General features: G+C 76.0%; 18 protein-coding genes. 5 read left to right on the top strand and 13 right to left on the bottom strand.

The genetic code is table 11. The annotated features are described in order from the left end of the window. Positions 1-94: 94 nt before the first annotated feature. Positions 95-874, bottom strand: coding sequence for a hypothetical protein (locus WCD74_RS27705; RefSeq protein ID WP_337698142.1), 780 nt, complete (start codon positions 872-874; stop codon positions 95-97). 235 nt (positions 875-1,109) lie between these two features. Here WCD74_RS27705 and WCD74_RS27700 point away from each other — a divergent pair, with 235 nt between their 5' ends. Then, positions 1,110-1,916, top strand: a complete 807-nt coding sequence (locus WCD74_RS27700) for a glycerophosphodiester phosphodiesterase family protein (protein ID WP_337698141.1) — start codon at positions 1,110-1,112, stop codon at positions 1,914-1,916. A 208-nt stretch (positions 1,917-2,124) separates the two neighbouring features. Then, positions 2,125-2,463, top strand: coding sequence for an RNA polymerase-binding protein RbpA (locus WCD74_RS27695; protein ID WP_286054707.1), 339 nt, complete (start codon positions 2,125-2,127; stop codon positions 2,461-2,463). 21 nt (positions 2,464-2,484) lie between these two features. Here WCD74_RS27695 and WCD74_RS27690 read toward each other — a convergent pair whose 3' ends face one another. Genes WCD74_RS27690 through WCD74_RS27680 form a run of 3 tightly spaced genes read right to left on the bottom strand, consistent with a single transcriptional unit; the run spans position 2,485 to position 5,986 of the window. Beyond that, positions 2,485-3,297 carry a polyprenol monophosphomannose synthase gene (locus tag WCD74_RS27690; RefSeq protein WP_337698140.1) on the bottom strand — a complete coding sequence of 271 codons (813 nt, stop codon included), beginning with the start codon at positions 3,295-3,297 and terminating at the stop codon, positions 2,485-2,487. After that, a complete protein-coding gene (gene lnt / locus WCD74_RS27685; RefSeq protein WP_337698139.1) occupies positions 3,294-4,880 on the bottom strand; it encodes an apolipoprotein N-acyltransferase in 1,587 nt (528 codons plus the stop codon). The genes WCD74_RS27690 and lnt overlap by 4 nt, the downstream gene beginning before the upstream one ends. Beyond that, on the bottom strand, positions 4,874-5,986 hold the full coding sequence (locus WCD74_RS27680) for a M24 family metallopeptidase (protein WP_337698138.1): 1,113 nt from the start codon (positions 5,984-5,986) through the stop codon (positions 4,874-4,876). Before WCD74_RS27680 ends, lnt begins: the two co-directional genes overlap by 7 nt. 61 nt (positions 5,987-6,047) lie before the next feature. On the opposite strand from WCD74_RS27680, the gene WCD74_RS27675 reads away from it, so the two are divergent. Next, on the top strand, positions 6,048-7,997 hold the full coding sequence (locus WCD74_RS27675; protein WP_337698137.1) for a DUF2339 domain-containing protein: 1,950 nt from the start codon (positions 6,048-6,050) through the stop codon (positions 7,995-7,997). Further along, entirely contained in the window at positions 7,987-8,976 is a 990-nt protein-coding gene (locus tag WCD74_RS27670; protein WP_337698136.1) for a 5'-3' exonuclease, read from the top strand. The genes WCD74_RS27675 and WCD74_RS27670 overlap by 11 nt, the downstream gene beginning before the upstream one ends. Positions 8,977-8,986: 10 nt before the next feature. On the opposite strand, the gene WCD74_RS27665 is transcribed toward WCD74_RS27670, so the two are convergent. The 9 genes from WCD74_RS27665 to pafA form a co-directional block, all read right to left on the bottom strand. Then, on the bottom strand, positions 8,987-9,379 hold the full coding sequence (locus WCD74_RS27665; protein ID WP_337698135.1) for an MmcQ/YjbR family DNA-binding protein: 393 nt from the start codon (positions 9,377-9,379) through the stop codon (positions 8,987-8,989). A gap of 11 nt (positions 9,380-9,390) precedes the next feature. Then, positions 9,391-10,119, bottom strand: a complete 729-nt coding sequence (locus tag WCD74_RS27660) for a DUF4333 domain-containing protein (RefSeq protein WP_337698134.1) — start codon at positions 10,117-10,119, stop codon at positions 9,391-9,393. 33 nt (positions 10,120-10,152) lie between these two features. Further along, complete coding sequence (locus WCD74_RS27655; protein WP_337698133.1) at positions 10,153-13,029, bottom strand: DEAD/DEAH box helicase; 2,877 nt, start codon at positions 13,027-13,029, stop codon at positions 10,153-10,155. Positions 13,030-13,102: 73 nt separating this feature from the next. Beyond that, positions 13,103-13,351 carry a Sec-independent protein translocase subunit TatA gene (tatA, locus tag WCD74_RS27650; RefSeq protein ID WP_337698132.1) on the bottom strand — a complete coding sequence of 83 codons (249 nt, stop codon included), beginning with the start codon at positions 13,349-13,351 and terminating at the stop codon, positions 13,103-13,105. Next, positions 13,348-13,602: a hypothetical protein gene (locus tag WCD74_RS27645; protein WP_337698131.1), complete on the bottom strand. Its 255-nt coding sequence runs from the start codon at positions 13,600-13,602 to the stop codon at positions 13,348-13,350. Before WCD74_RS27645 ends, tatA begins: the two co-directional genes overlap by 4 nt. Before the next feature lie 27 nt (positions 13,603-13,629). Continuing rightward, complete coding sequence (locus WCD74_RS27640; protein ID WP_337698130.1) at positions 13,630-14,604, bottom strand: helix-turn-helix transcriptional regulator; 975 nt, start codon at positions 14,602-14,604, stop codon at positions 13,630-13,632. Beyond that, positions 14,601-15,593 carry a helix-turn-helix transcriptional regulator gene (locus tag WCD74_RS27635; RefSeq protein WP_337698129.1) on the bottom strand — a complete coding sequence of 331 codons (993 nt, stop codon included), beginning with the start codon at positions 15,591-15,593 and terminating at the stop codon, positions 14,601-14,603. The genes WCD74_RS27640 and WCD74_RS27635 overlap by 4 nt, the downstream gene beginning before the upstream one ends. A 68-nt stretch (positions 15,594-15,661) precedes the next feature. Continuing rightward, entirely contained in the window at positions 15,662-17,410 is a 1,749-nt protein-coding gene (locus WCD74_RS27630; protein WP_337698127.1) for a serine/threonine-protein kinase, read from the bottom strand. A 102-nt stretch (positions 17,411-17,512) separates the two neighbouring features. After that, the gene (gene pafA / locus WCD74_RS27625) at positions 17,513-18,871 is read right to left on the bottom strand and encodes a Pup--protein ligase (RefSeq protein ID WP_337698126.1); all 1,359 of its coding nucleotides are present in this window, start codon (positions 18,869-18,871) and stop codon (positions 17,513-17,515) included. Positions 18,872-18,939: 68 nt separating this feature from the next. Between pafA and WCD74_RS27620 the strand changes: the two genes are divergently transcribed. Next, the gene (locus WCD74_RS27620) at positions 18,940-20,517 is read left to right on the top strand and encodes a bifunctional phosphatase PAP2/diacylglycerol kinase family protein (protein WP_337698125.1); all 1,578 of its coding nucleotides are present in this window, start codon (positions 18,940-18,942) and stop codon (positions 20,515-20,517) included. Positions 20,518-20,589: the final 72 nt, after the last annotated feature.

Raw genomic sequence — 20,589 nt, 5'->3', positions numbered from 1 at the left:
CCGGGTGGGTGGCGGAAGGCCGCGACAAGGTGATCAACGGCCGCTCCCCTCGCCGTCCTGTCGCGGGGATTCACCGCGACGACGCTGCGAGGGGTCAGAGCGCGCCGACGACGCCGCCGACGAGGCCGCCCGCGGCCTCACCGACCGAGTTCACCGTGTCGACCGCTGCGGGGACCAGGCCCTTCGACTGCGGGGCCGACTTCGACTGCGGGGCCGACTTCGACTGCGGCGCCGACTTCGATGCGCTGGACGTGGGCTTCGGCTTCGGTGACGACGGAATGGAGCCCGTCTTCGGAGTGTCGGTCGACGACGACGTGGTGGTGCTGGTGGTGGTCGTCGGGGTGGTGGCCGTCGGCGGGGTGGCCCGGCGCGGCGTGGGGCGGGCCGGAACGGCCGCGGCGGTCGGCCGGACGACGGCGGCGGGCTGCGGGGCGGGCACCACGGCCGGGGCCCCGCCACCGGACACGGCGCCGGCGTCCGGACCACCGAGGATGCCGGACCCGGTGCGGTCGGCCTCGATCACGGTCGGTCGGGAGTCGCGCACGCCGCCCTCGACGGCCTGGGACCCCTGCAGCGGCCCGGGGGCGCCGGCGGTGAAGGTGTTGATCTTCGGCAGCGGGTCGCCGGACCGGTCGTTGGCCACGGAGGAGATCGCGAGCGGTACCGCGGTCACGGCGGCGGCGACGGAGACGATGGCCACGCCCCAGCCGCGCGTGGACCGGCCTGCTCCTGCGGCGGCGCGCCGGTGGCCGGAGGTCGGACGCACCTCGGTGGCGGCGGGCTCGCCGGCCTCGTCGAGGTGGCGCAGGGCCCAGGACGGCAACCCGGCGGACTCCCCCGAGCCCTCCGAGCGGCGGTGCCGCGAGCGCGCCATCAGTCCCCCGATTCGACGGTCGTCATCCGAGATGACGGACGTGACACTACTCCATGTGTACGTATCCCCCCAAGGTGGCCACGGAGTGACACCTGATCATCGAGTCGGCTTCGTGATCACGTCGTGTCGCCGCCGTGTCCGGGCGATCGGGGGACGCGTGCCTGCTCGTGGGTGACAGGTCCGGGCCCGCCGGCCGACACCCGCGCGTCGATCCGGTCGGGCACACTCCAGGCCCGTGACCCCGGCCGTGCGCTCCCATCCGTACCTCGCCGCCGCGCGACCTCGCGCCTTCGCCCACCGCGGGTGGCACGTCGGGGACCTGGAGGGCCTGGAGAACACCGTCGCCGCGTTCCGGCGGGCCCGCGACGAGGGCTACGCCTACGTCGAGACGGACGTGCACGCCACCCGCGACGGCGTCCTGGTGGTCCACCACGACGCGACCCTGCGCCGCGTCGCCGGGCACCCCGGGGTGCTGCGGGCGATGGACTGGGCCGACCTCGCCGACGTCCGGGTCCGGGGCCGCGAGCGCCTGCCGCGCCTGGAGGAGGTCCTCGAGGCGCTGCCCGAGCTGCGGTTCAACGTCGACATCAAGTCGCCCGGGTCCCTGCGGCCGATGCTGGCGCTGCTCGAGCGCGACGACGTCGCTGAGCGCATCGCGGTGGCGAGCACCGACGAGGGCCGCCTGCGGGCCGTGCGGCAGCGGTTCGGGGACCGGGTGGTCACGGGGGTCTCGGCGCGGGCGGCCCTGTCGCTGCGCACGCGCTCGGTGCTGCCGCGCCGGGTCGCCCGGCGGGTCGCGGTCGGCGGCGACCTCGCGCAGCTGCCCACGCACTTCGGCGGCCTGCCGGTGATCGACCGGACGACCGTCGCCGCCGCCCACGCGATGGGCATCGAGGTGCACGTGTGGACCATCGACCGGCCCTCGGAGATGCACCGGCTGCTCGACCTCGGCGTGGACGGGCTGATGACCGACCGCCCCGACCTGCTGCGCGACGTCCTCGCCGTGCGCGGCGAGTGGGGGCCGGGACCCGGGCCGGTGTGACGTCCCCGATCCCCGGGTAACACGGACGTGAACACATCGATGTGTGCCAGGGGTCGGGAACGCCTCGCGCGGACACGCGTGAGACGGGTCACGACCACGTGTCCGGTGGGTGTCCCGGGAACGAACGGACGGCGCCGGGCGTTGGGACCCGGAGTGCCCTCCTCCGCCGAGGGGCGCACGCACGCAGTCGAGGGAAAGGACAGCACTCATGGCCGACCGCGTCCTCCGTGGAAGCCGCCTCGGAGCCGTCAGCTACGAGACCGATCGCGACCACGACCTCGCCCCCCGCCGCGCCTTCGCCTACCGCTGCCCCAAGGGCCACGACTTCGAGGTCCCGTTCTCCGACGACGCCGAGGCCCCGGTCACCTGGGAGTGCCGCCTCCACGGCGAGGAGGGCAAGCGGATCGACGGCACCGAGCCCGAGCAGAAGAAGACCAAGCCGCCGCGCACGCACTGGGACATGCTGCTCGAGCGCCGCTCCGAGCCGGAGCTCCAGGAACTGCTCGACGAGCGGCTCGGCCTGCTCAAGGAGCGCCGCGGAGCCTGATCCGCCGCGAACCCGACCCCGTCACCGTCCGGTGGCGGGGTCTTTCGTCGTGCGCGACAGCCGGTCGCGCACCGCCCAGGACGTGATCCGCCACAGGGCCTCGCGGACCACGGCACCGCTCATCTTCGAGGCCCCCGCGCGTCGTTCGGTGAACACGATCGGCACCTCGCGCACGGTGTAGCCGCCGCGCTGCACGCGGAACGCCAGGTCGACCTGGAAGCAGTAGCCCTGCGACGACACCGGGGTCGCGGTCACGGCCGCGAGGACCTCCCGCCGGAACAGCCGGAAGCCGCCGGTCACGTCGCGGACCGGGAGCCGCAGCGCGGCCCGCGAGTACACGTTCGCCGAGCGCGACAGGGCGTCGCGGTACCAGGGCCAGTTCACCACCCGGCCCCCCGGCACGTACCGCGAGCCCAGCACGAGGTCGGCGTCCTCGGTCCGCGCCGCCGCGAGCAGGGCCGGCAGGTCCTCCGGCGCGTGCGAGCCGTCGGCGTCCATCTGGAGGATCCACCCGACGTCGTCGGCTTCGTGCACCGCCATGACGTGGGCGAACGCGTCGACGTACGCCGCGCCGAGCCCGCGCTTCGGGCGGTGGTGCAGCACCGCGATCCGGTCGTCGCGCGCCGCCATCCCGTCGGCCAGCTCGCCCGTCCCGTCCGGGCTGCCGTCGTCGACGACCAGGATCCGGGCCGCGGGCACCGTCGCGAGCACCCGCTCGACCAGCCCGGGCAGGTTCTCCCGCTCGTCGTAGGTCGGGACGACCACCAGCACGCCGGTGCCGTCGGCCGCCGGCTCACGGGTCGGCGACACGGACGTCTCCTGCGCCGCGCTCATGCCCCACGCCCCTCCCGCCGTCGCGCGACCAGCCCGGTGGCCACCGCTGCCACCGCCGCCACCGCCAGCCCGGCGAGCACCCACTCGGGGACCGCGCCGAGCCGGGTGGCCAGCGTAGTGGTCGTCCGCAGCGGGACCCGCTCGACCAGGACACCGGGCGTGAACAGGTCGCCGGTCCGGGAGACGACGGTGCCGTCGGGGGCGATCACCGCGCTCTGCCCGCTGGTCGCGGCGATCACCACGGCCCGGTCGTGCTCCACCGCACGCAGGCGACTCATCCCCTGCTGCTGGTAGGTCATGTTCGTGAAGCCGAAGGTCGCGTTGTTCGTCGGGACCGCGAGCAGGTCGGCGCCGCCGACGACCGCGTCGCGCACGTCGCCGTCGAAGACCACCTCGTAGCAGGTCGCGACGCCGAGCCGGGCCGGTCCGGCCGCGAGCACGGGGGCGCCGCTGCCGGGCTCGAAGTCCACGACCCGGGCCACGTCGCCGGAGAACAGGGACGCCACGCCACGGATCGGGATGTACTCGCCGAAGGGCAGCAGGTGGCGCTTGGCGTACTGGTCGGTCGGGCCGACGCGCGGGGTCCAGACGACCGCGACGTTCCGCGGTCCCTGCACGACCTCGGTCCCCTCGGGGTTGGTCGTGCCGCGCAGCACGGCCCCGACGACGACGGGCACGCCGATCTCGTCGGTGACCGCCTGGATCTCGCTCCGTGCGTCGGCGTTGCGGAACGGGTCGATGTCCGAGGAGTTCTCCGGCCACACGACGAGGTCGGGCCGGGCCACCTGCCCGGCGGCGACCCGTGCCGCGAGGAGCCGGGTCTCGCGCACGTGGTTGTCCAGCACAGCGCGGCGCTGGCTGGCGAAGTCCAGGCCCGCGCGCGGCACGTTGCCCTGCACGGCCGCCACGGTGATCGTCCGGTCCCCCGGCGCGATGGCCGGGTGGGCCGGGACGGCGATCCCGACGACGGGTCCGAGCAGGACCGCCACCAGCGCACCCGTGACGGGGACGAGCCGTCGTCGGGAACGGGTCAGGGCCCACAGCCCCGCGCCGGACAGGACCACCCCGAAGCTCACCAGCGGCGCGCCGCCGAGGGCCGCCAGCTTCGCGTACGCCCCGCCGGCCTGGCCGAACGCGAGCTTGGCCCACGGGAACCCGCCCCACGGGACGCGCTCGATCACGGCCTCCCCCGCGACCCACAGGCAGGCCACCCACAGCGGGGCCCCGGGCAGCCGCGCCACGAGCGGCACGAACGCCAGCGGGACCGCGACGGCGAGCACCACCACCGCCAGCGCCCCCAGCCACACCGCGCCCACGTAGGTCCCGGTCCACGACAGCAGCGGGTACTGGTAGGCGACGGCGGCCAGCGCGCCCCAGCCCAGCGCGGTCTTCCACGAACGGTCGGCGACGACGCCCAGCAGCAGCCCGATGCCGAGCGGAGCCGCCCACCACCAGCCCGTCGGCGGGAAGCTCAGGTACAGGGCGGCGCCCGCGACGACGGACGCGACCGCGCGCAGCAGCGTGGCCCGGGTCGGGCGTCGACGCCGCGCGGAGGCCGGCCGCGGCGCGTCGGCCGTCAGCACGACAGGAGCTCGTGGGGGCGGGTGTTGACCGCCTCGCACCCGTCCTCGGTGACCACGACGATGTCCTCGATGCGGGCGCCCCAGCGACCCGGGAAGTAGATGCCCGGCTCCACCGAGAACGCCATGCCCGGCTCCAGGGTCAGGGTGTTGCCGGCGACGATGTAGGGCTCCTCGTGCACCTCGAGCCCGATCCCGTGCCCGGTGCGGTGCACGAAGTACTCGCCGTAGCCGGCGTCGCGGATGATCGCCCGGGCGGCCTCGTCCACGCTCTCGGCGGTGACGCCGGGCCGTGCGGCGGCCACCGCGGCCGCCTGAGCACGCTGCAGGACGGCGTAGACCTCGACGACCTCGTCGGTCGCGCCGCCGACCACGTACGTGCGGGTGCAGTCGGAGTTGTAGCCCTCGGGCAGCGGCCCGCCGATGTCGACCACGACGACGTCGCCGTCCTCGATCGTGCGCTCGGACACCTCGTGGTGCGGGCTGGCGCCGTTCGGGCCGGACCCGACGATCACGAAGGCGGCCTCGGCGTGCCCGGCCGCGACGATCGCCGCGGTGATGTCCGCGCCGACCTCCGCCTCGGTGCGCCCGGCCCGCAGCAGGCCCGGCACCTGCTCGTGCACCTCGTCGATCGCGGCGCCCGCGCGGCGGAGGTGGTCGACCTCGGCGGTGTCCTTGCGCATCCGCAGCTCGCGCAGCACGCCGGTCGCGAGCTCCTGGGTGGCCAGCGGCAGGGCGTCGCGCAGGCCCAGGACGTGCAGCGCGGGCATGTCGGAGGCCACCGCGACCCGCTTCGCGCCGTCCAGGCACGCCGCCACCAGTCCGTGCGGGTCCTCGCCGTCGACCCAGTCGATCACCCGGATCCCCGCCCGGTCCACGCCGCTGCCGTCCAGGCCGGGCCGCTCCAGGCGCGGCACGACGAAGGCCGCCTCGTCCCGGGTGGGCAGCACGAGCGCGGACAGCCGCTCGTGCGAGTGCTTGACCACGCCCGCGAGGTACTGCAGGTCCGGCCCGGGCGTGACGACGAGGGCGTCGACCCCGGCGTCCGCCGCGAGGGCCCGGGCGCGGTCGAGGCGGGCGGTGACCTGATCGGCGAGCGAGGACCCCATGGGGCCACCTTAGGTAGTTGTCCCCTCCCGGGTCACACACCCTCGCGGCAGGGTGGGCGCCATGACGACCCCGGCCGACGCCACCGCGATCCTGGACCGCCTCGACTCCGAGCTCGCCGATCTCGGCAGCCGGCTCTCCCGGGTCCGCTCCGACCTCGGTGCGCTCCGCTCCCCCGTCCCGACGGCGGGTGCGGCCGGTCCGGAGCCGGTCGCGTCGCCCGGGCCCGCCGGGTTCCGGCCCTGGTCGCCGCAGGCCCCGCCCGGCGCGCCCCCCACACCCCCGCCCGCTCCCGCCGGCCTCGGCGGTCCCGGCGGTCCCGGCCCGGTATGGGGACGGCCCCCGGTCCCGCCCTGGCGTCGTACGCCGGAGGCGGGTCCCGCCCGGCCGTCGGTGCGCCTCCCCCGCCTCACCGGTGCCCGGCTGCTGGCCGTGACCGGAGCGGCGGTCACGCTGCTCGGGATCGTCCTGCTGCTCGTGCTGGCCGCGTCCCGCGGCTGGTTCGGGCCCGAGGCCCGGGTCGGCCTCGGTGGCCTCGTCGGGCTCGCCCTGGTGGGCGCCGGGATCGTCCTGCAGCGTCGTCGGGCGGGTGCCGACGGTGCTGCCGCGGACCCGGGCCCCGTCACGCTCGCCGCCACCGGCATCACCGCCCTCTACCTCACCGTGGCCGCCGCGGCCTCGCTCTACGACCTCCTGCCCTCGCCGGTCGCCGTCGCGCTGGCCCTGGTCGTGGCGGCCGGCGGCCTGGCCCTGGCCGACCGCTGGCGCCGGTGGGGTCTCGCCCTCGGCGTGGTGGTCGGGGTCGACCTGCTCGTCCCGCTGGTGCTCGAGCGTGCCGCGCCGTTCCTGGTGGTCCTGCTCGTCGTCGTCCTGGTCGCGGTCCTCCCGGTCGCCGCGCGCCGGGCGTGGCCCGCGCTGGTCGCGGTCGCGGTCGTCGCCGCCGGTCTGGGCGCGCTCGTCGTGACCGCGTCGGTCGCGCTGCGGAACGGCCCGGCGAGTGCCGAGGCGTTCGCGACCGCCGGCGCCGTCGGGGCCCTGCTCGTCGCGGGCCTCGTCGCGGCGCTCGTGCTGCTCGCCGCGTCGGACGCCGACCGGACGAGCACCGTCGTCGCCGGGGTCGCCCTCGCGGCCCCCGTGATCCCCGTGCTCGGGGCCGCCTCGATGCTGGCCCGGCCGTGGGGCGCCGTGCTCGACGTCGTCGCGGTGCTCGTGCTCCTCGGTGCCGGGGCGGTGCTCGAGCGCGGTGCACGCCGGGTGCCGGCGACGCCGTCGCTGGTCACCGTGACCGTCGCCGCGGCCGCCGTGGTCGGGCTGCAGGCGGTGCCGCTGGCGCTCACCGGGATCGCCCAGGGCGGCACGCTGCTCGGGGCCGCGACGATCCTGGCGGTCCTCGCCCGGCGGACGGGGCGCACGGTGGTGCTCGTCGTCGCGGGCGGGTTCGGCGTGGTCGGCGGGGTGCTCGCGCTCGTCCGGGACCTCACGGTCGACGTCGTGGTCGACGGCGACGTGCGGGCGACCGGGACGCTGCTGGCGATGGCCGTGGTCGGCGTGCTGCTGACCGCGGCCGCCGCGACCCTGCTGCACGCCGTCGCCGCCGCCGGCCTGCTCCGTGGCCGGGAGCGGACGGCGGTCGTGGTCGGCGGGCTCGGCCTGGTCGGCCTGTACGGCGCAGCGGGCGTCGTCGTCACGCTCGCGCTCGCGGTGTCGCCGACCCGCGACGGCTTCCTGGTCGGGCACGTCCTCGTGACGATCTCGTGGACCGCGCTCGCGCTCGTGCTGCTGGTGCGCGGGGTCGCGGACTCGCTCCCGCGGGTGCTGGGCGGTGTGCTCGTGGTGTCCGCGGTGGCGAAGCTGATCCTGTTCGACCTGGTCGCCCTGGACGGCCTGGCCCGCGTCGCGGTGTTCCTCGGCGCCGGCCTGGTGCTGCTGGTGGCGGGGACGCGGTACGCGCGGCTGGTGTCGCGGGCCGGGGCCGACGAGGAGCCTGGCACTCTTGCGCACCATGAACAGTGACGGTCCGGTGCTGCTGCTGGACTCCGCGAGCCTGTGGTTCCGGGCGTTCTACGGGGTGCCGTCGTCGCTGACCGCCGACGACGGCACGCCCGTCAACGCCGTCCGGGGGTTCTGCGACATGGTCGCGCGGCTGGTCCGCGCCCGGCAGCCCTCCCGGGTGGTGGCCTGCCTCGACCGCGACTGGCGCCCGGCCTTCCGGGTGCGGGCCCTGCCGTCGTACAAGGCGCACCGGGTGGACACCTCGTCGGGGATCGACCCGTCCGACCCGACCGTCGGGGGCGGCCCGGACGCCGAGGCGGCGCCCGCGGAGCTCGGGGTGCAGGTGCCGGTCATCCTCGAGGTGCTCGCGGCGGCCGGCATCCCGACGGCGGGTGCGGAGGGCTTCGAGGCCGACGACGTGATCGGGACGCTGGCGTCGTCGGAGGCGACCTCCGCGGTCGAGGTGGTGTCCGGGGACCGCGACCTGCTGCAGCTGGTGCGCGACGAGCCGACCCCGGTGCGGGTCGTCTACATCGCACGCGGCGTGTCGAAGTACGAGGTGTACGGCCCGGAGGAGGTCGCAGCGCGCTACGGCGTCCCGGTGGCACGCGCCGGCGACGGGTACGCCGAGATGGCGATGCTGCGCGGCGACCCCTCCGACGGTCTGCCGGGCGTCCCCGGGGTCGGCGAGAAGACGGCCGCCCAGGTGGTGTCGAAGTTCGACTCGTGGGCCGACCTCGTCGGCGCCGTCGTCGAGGGCGGCGATCCGCGACTGTCCGCGGCGGTGCGCACCAAGCTCGTCAAGGCGGCGCCGTACCTCACGGTGGCGCCGGAGGTGGTGCTCGTCGCGAAGGACGCCCCGATCGACTGGACCGGGACGGCCCGCACGCTCCCGCACGAGGCGGCGGACCCCGACGCGCTCGCCGCCCTGGCGGAGCGCTGGAGCCTCACCGGGTCGGTCGACCGGCTGAGCTCGGCGCTCGCCGGGCGGGAGGCCTGACGGCGCCCGGTCAGGCGGGATCCCGCGGGTGCCGCCGCAGGACCATGGCGGGTGCGGCCGCGTACCAGGCCTCCGTGACCAGCTCCCCGAGCTCGTCGTCGGGAACGGCGTCGAGGTGGACGAGCACGCTGGCGTGGCCGTCGAAGTGCGGGGTCGTGAAGTAGAACCCGCTCTCCTCGGCGACGAGCGCCTCCTTGGCGCCGAGATCGGGCACGCGTGCCCCGAGGACCGGCCCCGGTTGCTCCGACCAGCCGAGGTCGGCGAGGTCGCCCTGGCGCAGCGGCCGCTCCCAGACGAACAGCTTCTTCCTGACCTTCCACGAGGACGCGCCGCCGTACGTCGGAAGCTCCTCGACCTCGGGCAGCGCGAGGGCGTGCCGCCGCACGTCGTCCCAGGTCGCCATGACGACGCAGGCTAGCGGGGTTGGCCGACCTCGTACGTGCCGTTCTCGTCGACGACGTCGACCGGGATGCGGACGGGCCGGCCGTCCACGGTGCCGGTGCACTCGAAGGTCGCCCCCGGGCGGACCCGGACGTCGTCCGGGCAGGCGACCCCGGTGGCCTGTCGCTTCCAGTCCCGCGTGACGACGTCGGTGACCCCGCGCTCCACGGCCGCTCGGTCCAGCACGTCGTAGCGCGCGAACCGGGGCCCGACCAGGAACGCCAGCAGGGCCACCACCACGGCCGCGATCACGACGAGGCCCAGGAGCAGCCCGAGCAGCAGGCGGCGGACCCGCCGCCGGCGCGCCGGGTCGGCCGGGGGACGCACGGGTGGCGCCCAGCCGGGCGTCGTGCTCCCGGGGGCGCCCCACGCGGCGGGCGCGAGGGCGGGCGCCGGGGACGTCGTCCGCCACGGCGTGCCGGGCGCCGCGAAGCCCGAGGGCGGGGTGGCGTCCGCGTCGGGGGTCGTCGTGGGGCCGGGCGGGGAGTCGGACCAGCGCACCCCGGTGGCCGGGGTCCCCGACGGCGGGGTCGACCCGTCCGCCTCGCCGTCCGCCGCGCTCCCGGTCGGAGCGGCGTCCGTGGCGTCCGTGGCGGGAGGCTGCTCACCCGATGATCCCTCGGCGGCCGGGGCCTCGTCGTCCGGGGCGGCGCCGGCCCGCGACGGGCGCGGGGTGGTGCCCTCCCCCGCCGTGTCCGCCACGCCGCTCACGATCTCACGGGGACGCGCGGCCGGTCAGCTCTCCCCCACCGCGACCACCCCGCGGCGGATCGCCCGGCCCGCGTCGGCGGCGGCGCGGCCGACCGGGTCCTCGCCGCCGCACACCGCGCGGATCTGGTCCAGCAGGTCCAGCACCTGCCGGCACCAGCGCACGAAGTCGCCCGCCGAGAGCTCGGTGCCGTGCGCCCGGGCCGCGGAGAGCACCGAGGACAGGGCGTCCCCGCGCGCCCACCGGTACACCGGCCAGGCGAAGCCCAGGTCCGGCTCGCGGGTGCGGTCGAGGTGGTGGCGGCGCTCGTCGTGGACCAGGTCCGTCCACAGCTGCACGGTCTGCTCGACGGCGCCCTCGACGGTGTCCGGGACCCGCGGGATGCCGCCGTCGTCGCGGCGCGAGTCGTAGACCAGCGAGGACGCCACGGCCGCCAGGTCGGCGGGCGCGAGCCCCATCCACACGCCGTGGCGCAGGCACTCGGCCACCAGCAGGTCGGACTCGCCCCACAACCGCGAGAGCCGGTGCCCGGCGGGAGTCAGCTCCTCGCCCGGGTCCCGCTCCGCGCCGCCGAGCAGGTAGCCGCGCTCGGTGAGCAGGCCGCGGATGCGGTCGAACGTCCGGGCCAGCGAGTGGGTGGTCGAGCGGACCCGCTGCTCGAGCTGCTCGGTCTCGCGGGTCAGCCGGGCGTGGCGCTCGGCCCAGCGGGCCCGGTCCTCCCGGTCGGCGCGGCCGTGGCACGGGTGGGCCCGCACGGCGCGGCGCAGCGACGCCAGTTCCGGGTCCTCGTCGCCCGCACCGCGTGACCGCCGGGACCGACCCGGAGCCTCGATCCCGGTCTCGCGCAGCGCGTTCGCCAGGTCGCGGCGGACCCGCGGCTCCTTGTGGTCGACCCGCTTGGGCAGCTTCATCGTGCCCAGCGGCGCCACCGGGTCGGGGAAGTCGCTGATCGACAGGCGCCCGGCCCAGCGGTCCTCGGTGAGCACCAGCGGTCGCGGTTCCATCCCGCGCCCGGAGCGGTCGACGCCCGGGTCGAGCACCACCGCCAGGCCGGCCCGCTTGCCACCCGGCACCGCGATGACGTCGCCCCGGCCGAGCGACTCCAGCGACGCGGACGCCTCCGCCTTCTGCTGCGAACGCCCCTGCCGCGCGAGCTGCTTCTCCCGCTCGGAGAGCCGCCGGCGCAGGTCCATGTACTCGGTGAACTCCTCGGCCGAGGCGCCCTCCGAGGCGGCTCCCGCGGCGTCCGGGCCCCCGCCCATCGCCTCCGCGTAGCCCTCCAGGGCCTCCCGGTTGCGCTCCACCCGCTTCGCGAGGTTCACCACCGACCGGTCGGCCTGGAACTGCGCGAACGACTGCTCCAGCAGCTCCCGGGCCTCGGTGATCCCGAGCCGGTCGACGAGGTTGACGGCCATGTTGTAGCCGGGCCGGAACGACGAGCGCAGCGGGTAGGTGCGCGTGGACGCCAGCCCCGCGACCTGCGCCGGGTCCATGCCCGGCGCCCACAGCACCACCGCGTGGCCCTCGACGTCGATGCCGCGCCGGCCTGCGCGCCCGGTGAGCTGGGTGTACTCCCCCGGGGTGAGCTCGACGTGCGACTCGCCGTTGTACTTGACCAGCTTCTCCAGCACGACCGTGCGCGCCGGCATGTTGATCCCCAGCGCCAGGGTCTCGGTGGCGAACACCGCGCGCACCAGGCCGCGGACGAACAGCTCCTCCACGGTCTCCTTGAACGCCGGGAGCATGCCCGCGTGGTGCGCCGCGACGCCGCGCTCGAGCCCCTCGCGCCACTCCCAGTAGCCCAGGACGTCGAGGTCGGCGTCGGGCAGCGCCGCGCAGCGCCGGTCCACGACCGCCCGGATCTCCTCGATCTCGTCGCGTTCGGTGAGGCGCAGGCCGGACCGCACGCACTGCAGCACCGCCGCGTCGCACCCGGCGCGGCTGAAGATGAAGGTGATCGCCGGCAGCAGCCCCGCGGCGTCGAGCCGCTCGATCACGTCCACCCGCGACGGCGGGCGGTAGGACGACCCGGACCGGCCGTTGCGGCCGGGGCCCGACCCGCGGTCGTCCCGGCGGCCATTCCCCCGCCCGCCCGAGTCCCGGCCCCGCCGCGGCGGGGGGCCGGAGCGGCCGCGACGGTGTCCGGGGCCGTCCCGGTCGACCTCGGCGACGGCCTTCGCGAGCGTCGGGTCGACGGTGACCTTGTGCGACGTCCGGCCGGCCTGCCGCTCCTCGGCGAACAGGTCGAACATCCGCGACCCGACCACCATGTGCTGCCACAGCGGCACCGGGCGGGTCTCGTCGACGACGACAGTGGTGTCGCCGCGGACCTCCACCAGCCAGTCGCCGAACTCCTCGGCGTTGGACACCGTCGCCGACAGCGACGCCAGCTGCACGTGGTCGGGCAGGTGGAGGATGACCTCCTCCCACACCGCCCCGCGGAACCGGTCGGCCAGGTAGTGCACCTCGTCCATGACGACGTAGGCGAGGCCGTCGAGCGCCGGGGCGTCGGCGTAGAGCATGTTGCGCAGCACCTCGGTCGTCATCACGACGACGGGTGCGGAGCCGTTGACGGCCGTGTCCCCGGTCAGCAGGCCGACGGCGTCCGCGCCGTGGCGGGCGGCGAGGTCGGCGTACTTCTGGTTCGACAGCGCCTTGATCGGCGTGGTGTAGAAGCACTTCTGGCCCCGCGCGAGGGCGAGGTGGACCGCGAACTCGCCGACGACGGTCTTGCCGGCCCCGGTCGGCGCACAGACCAGGACACCGTGTCCCTCCTCCAGCGCGAGGCATCCGCGCCGCTGGAAGTCGTCGAGCTCGAAGCTCAGGGACGAGACGAAGCTGCCGAGCTCGGGGTGCGCCGCGCGGGTGCGCGCTGCGGCGTAGGCCTCGGCGGGAGAGCGCATGGCCACGCCTCCACCGTGTCACACCTTCCGCGATCCCGTCGGGTCCGCGCGGTGTGCCACGGCGGGTGATCCCTCACTCGGCCTTGCGGGCCTCGTCGGGAACGGTCTCGCGGGGCTTCTCGACGACGGGCGCGGACGCCTCGACGGGCTTCGGCGCCGGCTCGTCGGTGGTGCGGGCCTTCGCGTCGTCCTCCTTCATGCCGCGGGTCTCGGCCTTGAAGATGCGCATCGACTGTCCGAGGCCCCGGGCCATGTCCGGGAGCTTCTTGGCGCTGAAGAGCAGCACGACGCCGACGACGGCGACGATGATCCATTCGCTCACGAGGGAGCTCCTTCCGTCCTCGCGGCCGACTCTACCGGTGACGGGCCGTCCGGCGGCCGTCGTGCCAGTCGCACTCCGACCGCCGCCGCCCGCGCCCGGAGCAGCCCGACCCGGTCGGAGAGCAGCGCGGTGAAGGCGCCGAGCACGGTCGTGGTGCGGTTCACGGTGCGCAGCAGGCCCACGACCAGCAGCGCGAGCACCACGAGCGCGACCACGGCGGCGAGGATGCTCCAGACGATCGGACCGAACACGCCGGCGACCCTAGCGCGGGACGTCGGTCACAGCGCCCCGTAGGCGGCCAACGCCTCGCGGGCGCGCCCGGCCCGGGCCGCGGCGAGGTCCGCGGGCCACAGGACCTCCACGGCGTCGCCGAGCCCGAGCAGCAGGCGCACCATCCAGGCCCGGTCGGCGTAGCGCATCTGCACCCGCGCGGACCCGTCGTCGTCGGCGACGACGTCCTCCATCGGGTAGTACTCGGCGACCCAGCGGGCCTGCGGCGCCAGCCACAGGGCCGCGAGCTGCTGGGAGCCGTCCGGGGTCAGCAGGCCGGAGGCGTCCGCGGGCACGTCCCGCCCGACCACGTCCGGCGGCGGGTGGGAGGGCTCGTCGAGGACCTCGGCGTCGTCCACCCGGTCCAGGCGGAACATCCGCACGCCCTCCGCCCGGCGGCACCACGCCTCCAGGTAGGTCGAGCCGTCCACCAGCAGCAGGCGGATCGGGTCGACGTCCCGGCGGCCCACCGCGTCGCGCGAGGCCGAGTAGTAGGTGAGCCGCAGCGCCCGGTGCCGGGCCACGGCGTCGCGGACCGTCGACTCCGCGCCCGTGTCGCCCGGGGTGCGGCCCATTCCGACGGCGACGGTGTCGGGCGCCTCCGTCCGCCCGGAGGCCTCCTCGATCTTGGCCAGCGCGCGGTGCACGGCGTCCGTGTCGGCGACCCCGGGGGCGTCCGCCAGCGCCCGCAGTGCGACCGCCAGGGTGGCCGCCTCCGGGCCGGAGAGGCGCAGCGGGCGGGAGAGCCCGGCGTCGTAGACCACCGTGATCGTGTCGCCCTCGAAGGAGAGGTCCACGAGGTCGCCCGGACCGTATCCGGGCAACCCGCACATCCAGAGCAGCTCGAGGTCGCGGCGCAGCTGGGCCTCGGTGATCCCGAACTCGGCCGCCGCCTCCGCGACCGGCACCCCCGGCCGGGCCAGCAGCCACGGCACCAGCGTCAGCAGGCGCGGCAGGCGCTCGGCGACCCCCTCCGCGCTCACGGCGCCCCCGCCCCGGCCCGGGAGGTCACGTCGGCCAGCCCGGCCTTCAGGGTGACGACGACGGCCTCGCGCAGCTCCGGCGGCTCCAGGACCACCGCGTCCGGCCCGAAGCCCGCGATCCAGCGCGCGAGGGCGTCGACGCGGGCCAGGTCGAGCTCGACGACGTCCGGGTCGCCCTGCGGATCGGGACGCCCGGCGCGGCGCAGCCCGGCCGCGCGGCCGGGCACCAGGCGCACCCGGGCCGTGCCCGACGGCGGGGGTGGCCCGGCCGAGCGGGCCACGAGGTCGACCAGGTCGACCCCCGCGGGCCGCTGCACCGCGCCACGGGCCCCGATCGGCGTCACGTCGCCCTCGATGCGCGAGATGCGGAAGCAGCGGACGTCGTCGCGGTCGCGGTCGTGCCCCACCAGGTACCAGCGTCCGCGGTACGACACGACGCCCCACGGCTCGACGGTGCGCACGCGGGCCGGCGCGGCCGGGTGCCCGCGGTGGTGGAACGTGACCGCGCGACCGGCGCGGGCCGCCGCCAGCAGGGGCGCGAACGCGGGATCGGTGGTGCGGACCCGCGGCTGCACCTCGGACGCGGCGGCCGGGTCGACCTCCACGCCGGCCGCACGCAGCTTCGTCACCGCCGTGCGGGCGGCCCCCGCGAGCTGTGGGGAGTCCCAGAGCCGGGCAGCCAGCGCGACGGCGGTCGCCTCGTCCGGGGCCAGGTCGATCGCGGCCAGCTCGTAGTCGCCGCGGGCGATGCGGTAGCCCTCGACGGTGTCGAACACCGACTGCTTGCCGGTCTCCAGCGGGACACCCAGCTCCCGCAGCTCGGCCTTGTCGCGCTCGAGCATGCGGTAGAAGGCGTCGTCGGTCGCGGCGTCCTCGTAGCCGGCGACCGTGGTGCGGATGCGCTCGGCGCTCAGGAACTGGCGCGTCGACAGCAGCGCCAGCACCAGGTTCACGAGACGCTCGGCGCGAGCGGTCGGCGGGGGTGGCACGCCCGCGAGCCTACGACGCCGGGTCCTCCCGCCGGGGGAGATCGGCGTCGTTCGATCGCGTGTTCGACTCAGGCGGAGTCGGCGCTGCCGCGGGAGGCGGAGCGGATCTCCAGGGCGCCCTGGTCGTTGCGGTCGACCTCGAAGACGTAGTTCTCGCGGCTGGTCCGCCCGCTCGAGGTCACGAAGAGCAGCGTGGCGCGGGCCGAGTCCCCGTCGACCCGCACGTCGTCCGCGCTCACCGAGGTGATCCCGCCCCAGAACCGCTGGTAGCCCTCGTAGCCGCCGGAGGCGCTCCGGGCGTCCCCGGACAGCAGCGCCCAGGCCCCGGGGATGTCGCCGGGCAGGCTCGCGTAGTAGGCGGACACGGTGCGCCGGACGTCGTCCTCGCTCACGGGGGCGTCCGGGTCGTCCGGACCGGCCTCGGTGGGGCTGCCGGGCGAGAGCGGCGCACCGGCCACGGGCGGGACGGTGTCCGCGGTCGGCGGTGTCGGCGGGACGGTCGTGGTCGCGGTGGTCGGGGGTGCGGCGGCGGTGACGGACGGCGTCGAGGGGCGCGCGCCGTCGGTGGCGGCGAGCGCGGCGCCGATGCCGGCGGCGAGGACGACCGCGGAGGCCGCGGCCACCGCCAGCACCCGCCGCCGTCGACGGTGGGGCCGCGGCGACGTGGGGGACGCAGGTGTGGTGGACGGTCCGGGAGCGAGCGGGAACCACGAGCCGGACCCGTCGTCGGCGAGGTCCCCGGCGCCGCCGGGAGCGGTCGGCGGTCCGGCGACGGCTGAGCCGGCCGGGACGGGCGTGGCCGCGGCGCGCCGGCCCGCGACGTCGGCGGTGGAGGGGTCCGAGGACTCCGGGGCCCCCTCGGCGCCCGCCGGGGTCGGCGGGGGCACCGCGGCCACCGACTCACCGAGTGCGGCGCGGGCCTCGAGCGCCGAGCGCAGCAGCGCCGTGTCCGGCCGGTGCCGGGCCTCCAGGCGCAGCATGGCCGAGAGCGGCCGGCCGAGCACGCCGGCCCGGGTGGCGGGGCGCAGCCGGCCCTCCGCCATCGCGTGCAGCACGGCCAGCGTGTTGTCCAGGGGGCCGCAGACCAGCTCGTTCTCCACCGCCGCGTACAGCGTCGCGCCCAGGGAGAACACGTCCGATGCAGGAGTCGGGTCGCCGCCGCGGGCGACCTCGGGGGCGAAGTAGCCGGGCGTGCCCGCGACCACGCCCCCGGCGGTCGCCGAGGTGTCCCACGAGGCCCGCGAGACGCCGAAGTCGGTCAGCTTCGCGACCCCGTCGTCGGTCAGGAGGACGTTGCCCGGCTTGACGTCGCCGTGGACGATGCCCGCCTCGTGCACCGCGGAGAGCGCGTCGGCGATCTGCGCGCCGATCCGTGCCACCTCGGTGGGCGGCAGCGGGCCCCGCTCCGCCAGGACCGCCGCGAGCGAGCGCGACGGCAGGTACTCCATGACGATCCACGGCATCGACGCGTGCGTGACGACGTCGAACACCGCGATCGCCCGCGGGTGCACCACGCGGGCCGCGATCCGTCCCTCGCGCATCGCCCGGGCCCGGGCCGCGCGCAGCTCGGTCTCGTCGCCGTCCCGCGGCGGGGTGAGCTGCTTCACGGCCACCGTCCGCGCGAGGCGCCGGTCCCACGCCGTCCACACGACGCCCATGGCCCCGGCGCCGATGCACTCGCCGACCCGGTACCGGCCGGCCAGCAGCGTGCCCTCGACGGCGGGGTCGGGGACGACCGGTTCGCGGTCGTGCAGCGTGCTGGGCTGCGCATCGGCGCCCACGCGGGACGTGCGGTCCTGGTGCGCGGGGGTGTCCATGTCGTTCGTGGCCGTCCTCGTCGTCGGGTCGGTGGCGCAGGGCCGGGTGGTGGATGTCCACGGACCGGCGTCCCGACACGTGGCCGACGCGACGGCGTCGGGCTACAACGTGGCGATCAGCCGGTCCACCCGTTCGTCCACCGCGCGGAACGGGTCCTTGCACAGGACGGTTCGCTGGGCCTGGTCGTTGAGTTTGAGGTGCACCCAGTCCACCGTGAAATCCCTCCCGGCGTTCTGGGCGGCGGCGATGAAGTCGCCGCGCAGCTTCGCGCGGGTGGTCTGGGGCGGGGTGTCCTTCGCGGCCTCGATCTCGCCGTCGTCGGTCACGCGGTCGACGAGGTCCTTGCGCTGCAGCAGGTCGAACACCCCGCGCCCGCGACGGATGTCGTGGTAGGCCAGGTCGAGCTGGGCGATCCGCGGGCTCGAGAGGCCCAGGTCGCTGCGCGAGCGGTAGCGCTCGACGAGCTTGTGCTTGATGGCCCAGTCGATCTCGCGGTCGATCAGCGAGAGGTCCTGGCGCTCGACGGCGTCGAGCGTGCGCCCCCACAGTTCGAGGACCCGGTCGGTCACCGGGTCGTGGCCCCGGCGCTCGACGTGCTCGACGGCGCGCTGGTGGTACTCGCGCTGGATGTCCAGCGCCCCGGCCTCGCGCCCGCCCGCGAGCCGCACCGGGCGGCGGCCGGTGAGGTCGTGGCTGATCTCGCGGATCGCGCGGATCGGGTTGTCCAGCGTGAAGTCCCGGAACTGCACGCCCTGCTCGATCATCTCCAGCACCAGGTGGGTGGTGCCGACCTTGAGCAGGGTGGTGACCTCGGACATGTTCGAGTCGCCGACGATCACGTGCAGGCGCCGGTAGCGCTCCGCGTCGGCGTGCGGCTCGTCCCGGGTGTTGATGATCGGCCGGCTGCGGGTGGTCGCCGAGGACACGCCCTCCCAGATGTGCTCCGCCCGCTGCGAGAGGCAGAACACCGCTCCCCGGGGCGTCTGCAGCACCTTGCCGGCCCCCGCGATGAGCTGGCGGGTGACGAGGAAGGGCAGCAGCACGTCGGCGATCCGGGAGAACTCCCCCGACCGCCCGACCAGGTAGTTCTCGTGGCAGCCGTAGGAGTTGCCCGCGGAGTCGGTGTTGTTCTTGAACAGGAAGATGTCGCCGCCGATGCCCTCGTCGGCCAGCCGGCGCTCCGCGTCGAGCAGCAGGTCCTCGAGGATCCGCTCGCCCGCCTTGTCGTGCGCGACGAGCTGCTCGAGCGAGTCGCACTCCGCGGTGGCGTACTCGGGGTGGGACCCGACGTCGAGGTAGAGCCGCGACCCGTTGCGCAGGAAGACGTTCGACGAGCGCCCCCACGACACGACCCGCCGGAACAGGTAGCGAGCGACCTCGTCCGGGGACAGCCGACGCTGCCCGTGGAACGTGCAGGTCACCCCGAACTCGGTCTCGATGCCGTAGATCCGCCGCTGCATGGGCTCCAGCCTAAGCCCCCGGAGCCGGTCGCGGCTGCCTTCCGCTCGCCCCCGTAGGGTCCCGTCCCATGCTCCCCCGGCGGCGCGCGCGCCGCGCCAAGGTGGCCATCCGCAGCGGAATCCGGCACAGCCGTCGGTCGTTGCGCCCGGTCGGCGCGCTGGACCGGCGCATCACCGAGGCGGTCGGCGACCTCCCCCCGAACCGGGGGGACGCGGCGCTGCTGCACCTGACCCGGTCGGCCAACCACTCCTGGCTGTGGTTCGCGGCCGCCTCGCTGCTCGCCGGCCTGGGCACCCGGCGGACCCGCCGCGGGGCCGTGCGGGGGATCTTCGGCATCGCGCTCGCCAGCTTCGCCGCCAACGCCGTGGCCAAGCCGCTGGTGCCCCGCCGCCGCCCGGCCGCGGATCTGCTGCCGCCGTACCGGTCGCTGCCCGAGCGCCCGACCTCGTCGTCGTTCCCGTCGGGGCACTCCGCCTCGGCGTTCGCGTTCGCCGTCGGGGTGGGCCTCGAGGGCCCCCGGGCCGGGGCGCTGCTGGCGCCGCTGGCCGCCACCGTCGCCTACTCCCGCATCCACGTCGGGGTGCACTGGACCAGCGACGTGGCCGTGGGGTCGGCCCTCGGGGCGGGCGCGGCCCTGCTCACCCAGCGCTGGCTGCCGCGCCGGCCCTCGGACGAGGCGATCGCGCGGCCCTGGCTCGACGCGCCCGCGCTCGTCGACGGCGAGGGCCTGTCGATGATGGTGAACATGGGCTCCGGCCGGCCCGGGGTCGACCCGGCCGAGGAGATCGCCGCGGCCCTGCCGAAGGCCCGGGTGGTGCGCCTGGAGGAGGGCGACGACCTCCTGGACAAGCTCGTGGAGACCGCGAGCCTGCCGGGGACGCGGGCCCTGGGCATCGCCGGGGGCGACGGGTCCGTGGCCGCCGCCGCGCGGGTCGCGGAGGACATGGGACTCCCCCTGGCCGTGATGCCGGCGGGCACGCTGAACCACTTCGGCCGCGACGTCGGGGTGTACGACCTGCAGGAGGTCGTCGACGCGACCGGCGCGGGCGAGGCCGTCGCGGTGGACGTCGGCGAGCTGCGCGCCTACACCACCTCGCTGGGCCCCGAGGGCGGCGCCCGCCAGGTCTTCGTCAACACGGCGTCGTTCGGGGGCTACCCGGACATGGTCCGGCTCCGCGAGAAGTGGGAGAAGCGCTGGGGCAAGTGGCCGGCCGCCTCCGCCGCGCTCGTGGCCGTGCTGTGGACCGCCCGCCCGGTCCGCTGCCGCATCGACGGCCGCGAGACGTCGGTGTGGATGCTCTTCGTCGGCAACGGGCCCTACGCGCCGTCCGGCATGACCCCCGCCTACCGGCCCCGCCTGGACACCGGCCTGCTGGAGGTCCGCTACCTGCGCGCGGACCGGCGGTTCTCCCGCGCCCGCGCGATCGGGGGCCTGCTGGCCGGCACGCTCGGGCACATCCGCACCTACGTGGAGCACACCGCGGAGACCCTGGACGTGGAGCTGCTCGACGGGCCGCTGCAGGTGGCCACGGACGGCGAGGTGATGGTCGCCGGGGACCGGCTGACCTTCTCGGTCGCCGAGGTCAAGGTGCCGGTCTACCGCCGCGACGAGTCCCGCTGGCCGGAGCGCACCCCGGCCTGGTGAGGCCCTGGCCCGAAGCGAACGAACGGGCCGTTCGTCACGGTAGAAGGTGACGAACGGCCCGTTCGTACGGTT

Origin of the sequence: Actinomycetospora aurantiaca (genome assembly GCF_037401875.1) — a bacterium.
GTDB classification, from domain to species: Bacteria; Actinomycetota; Actinomycetes; order Mycobacteriales; family Pseudonocardiaceae; genus Actinomycetospora; species Actinomycetospora aurantiaca.
The sequence above is the reverse complement of the archived record's forward strand: the minus strand, read 5'-3'. Positions and strand labels throughout refer to the sequence as shown.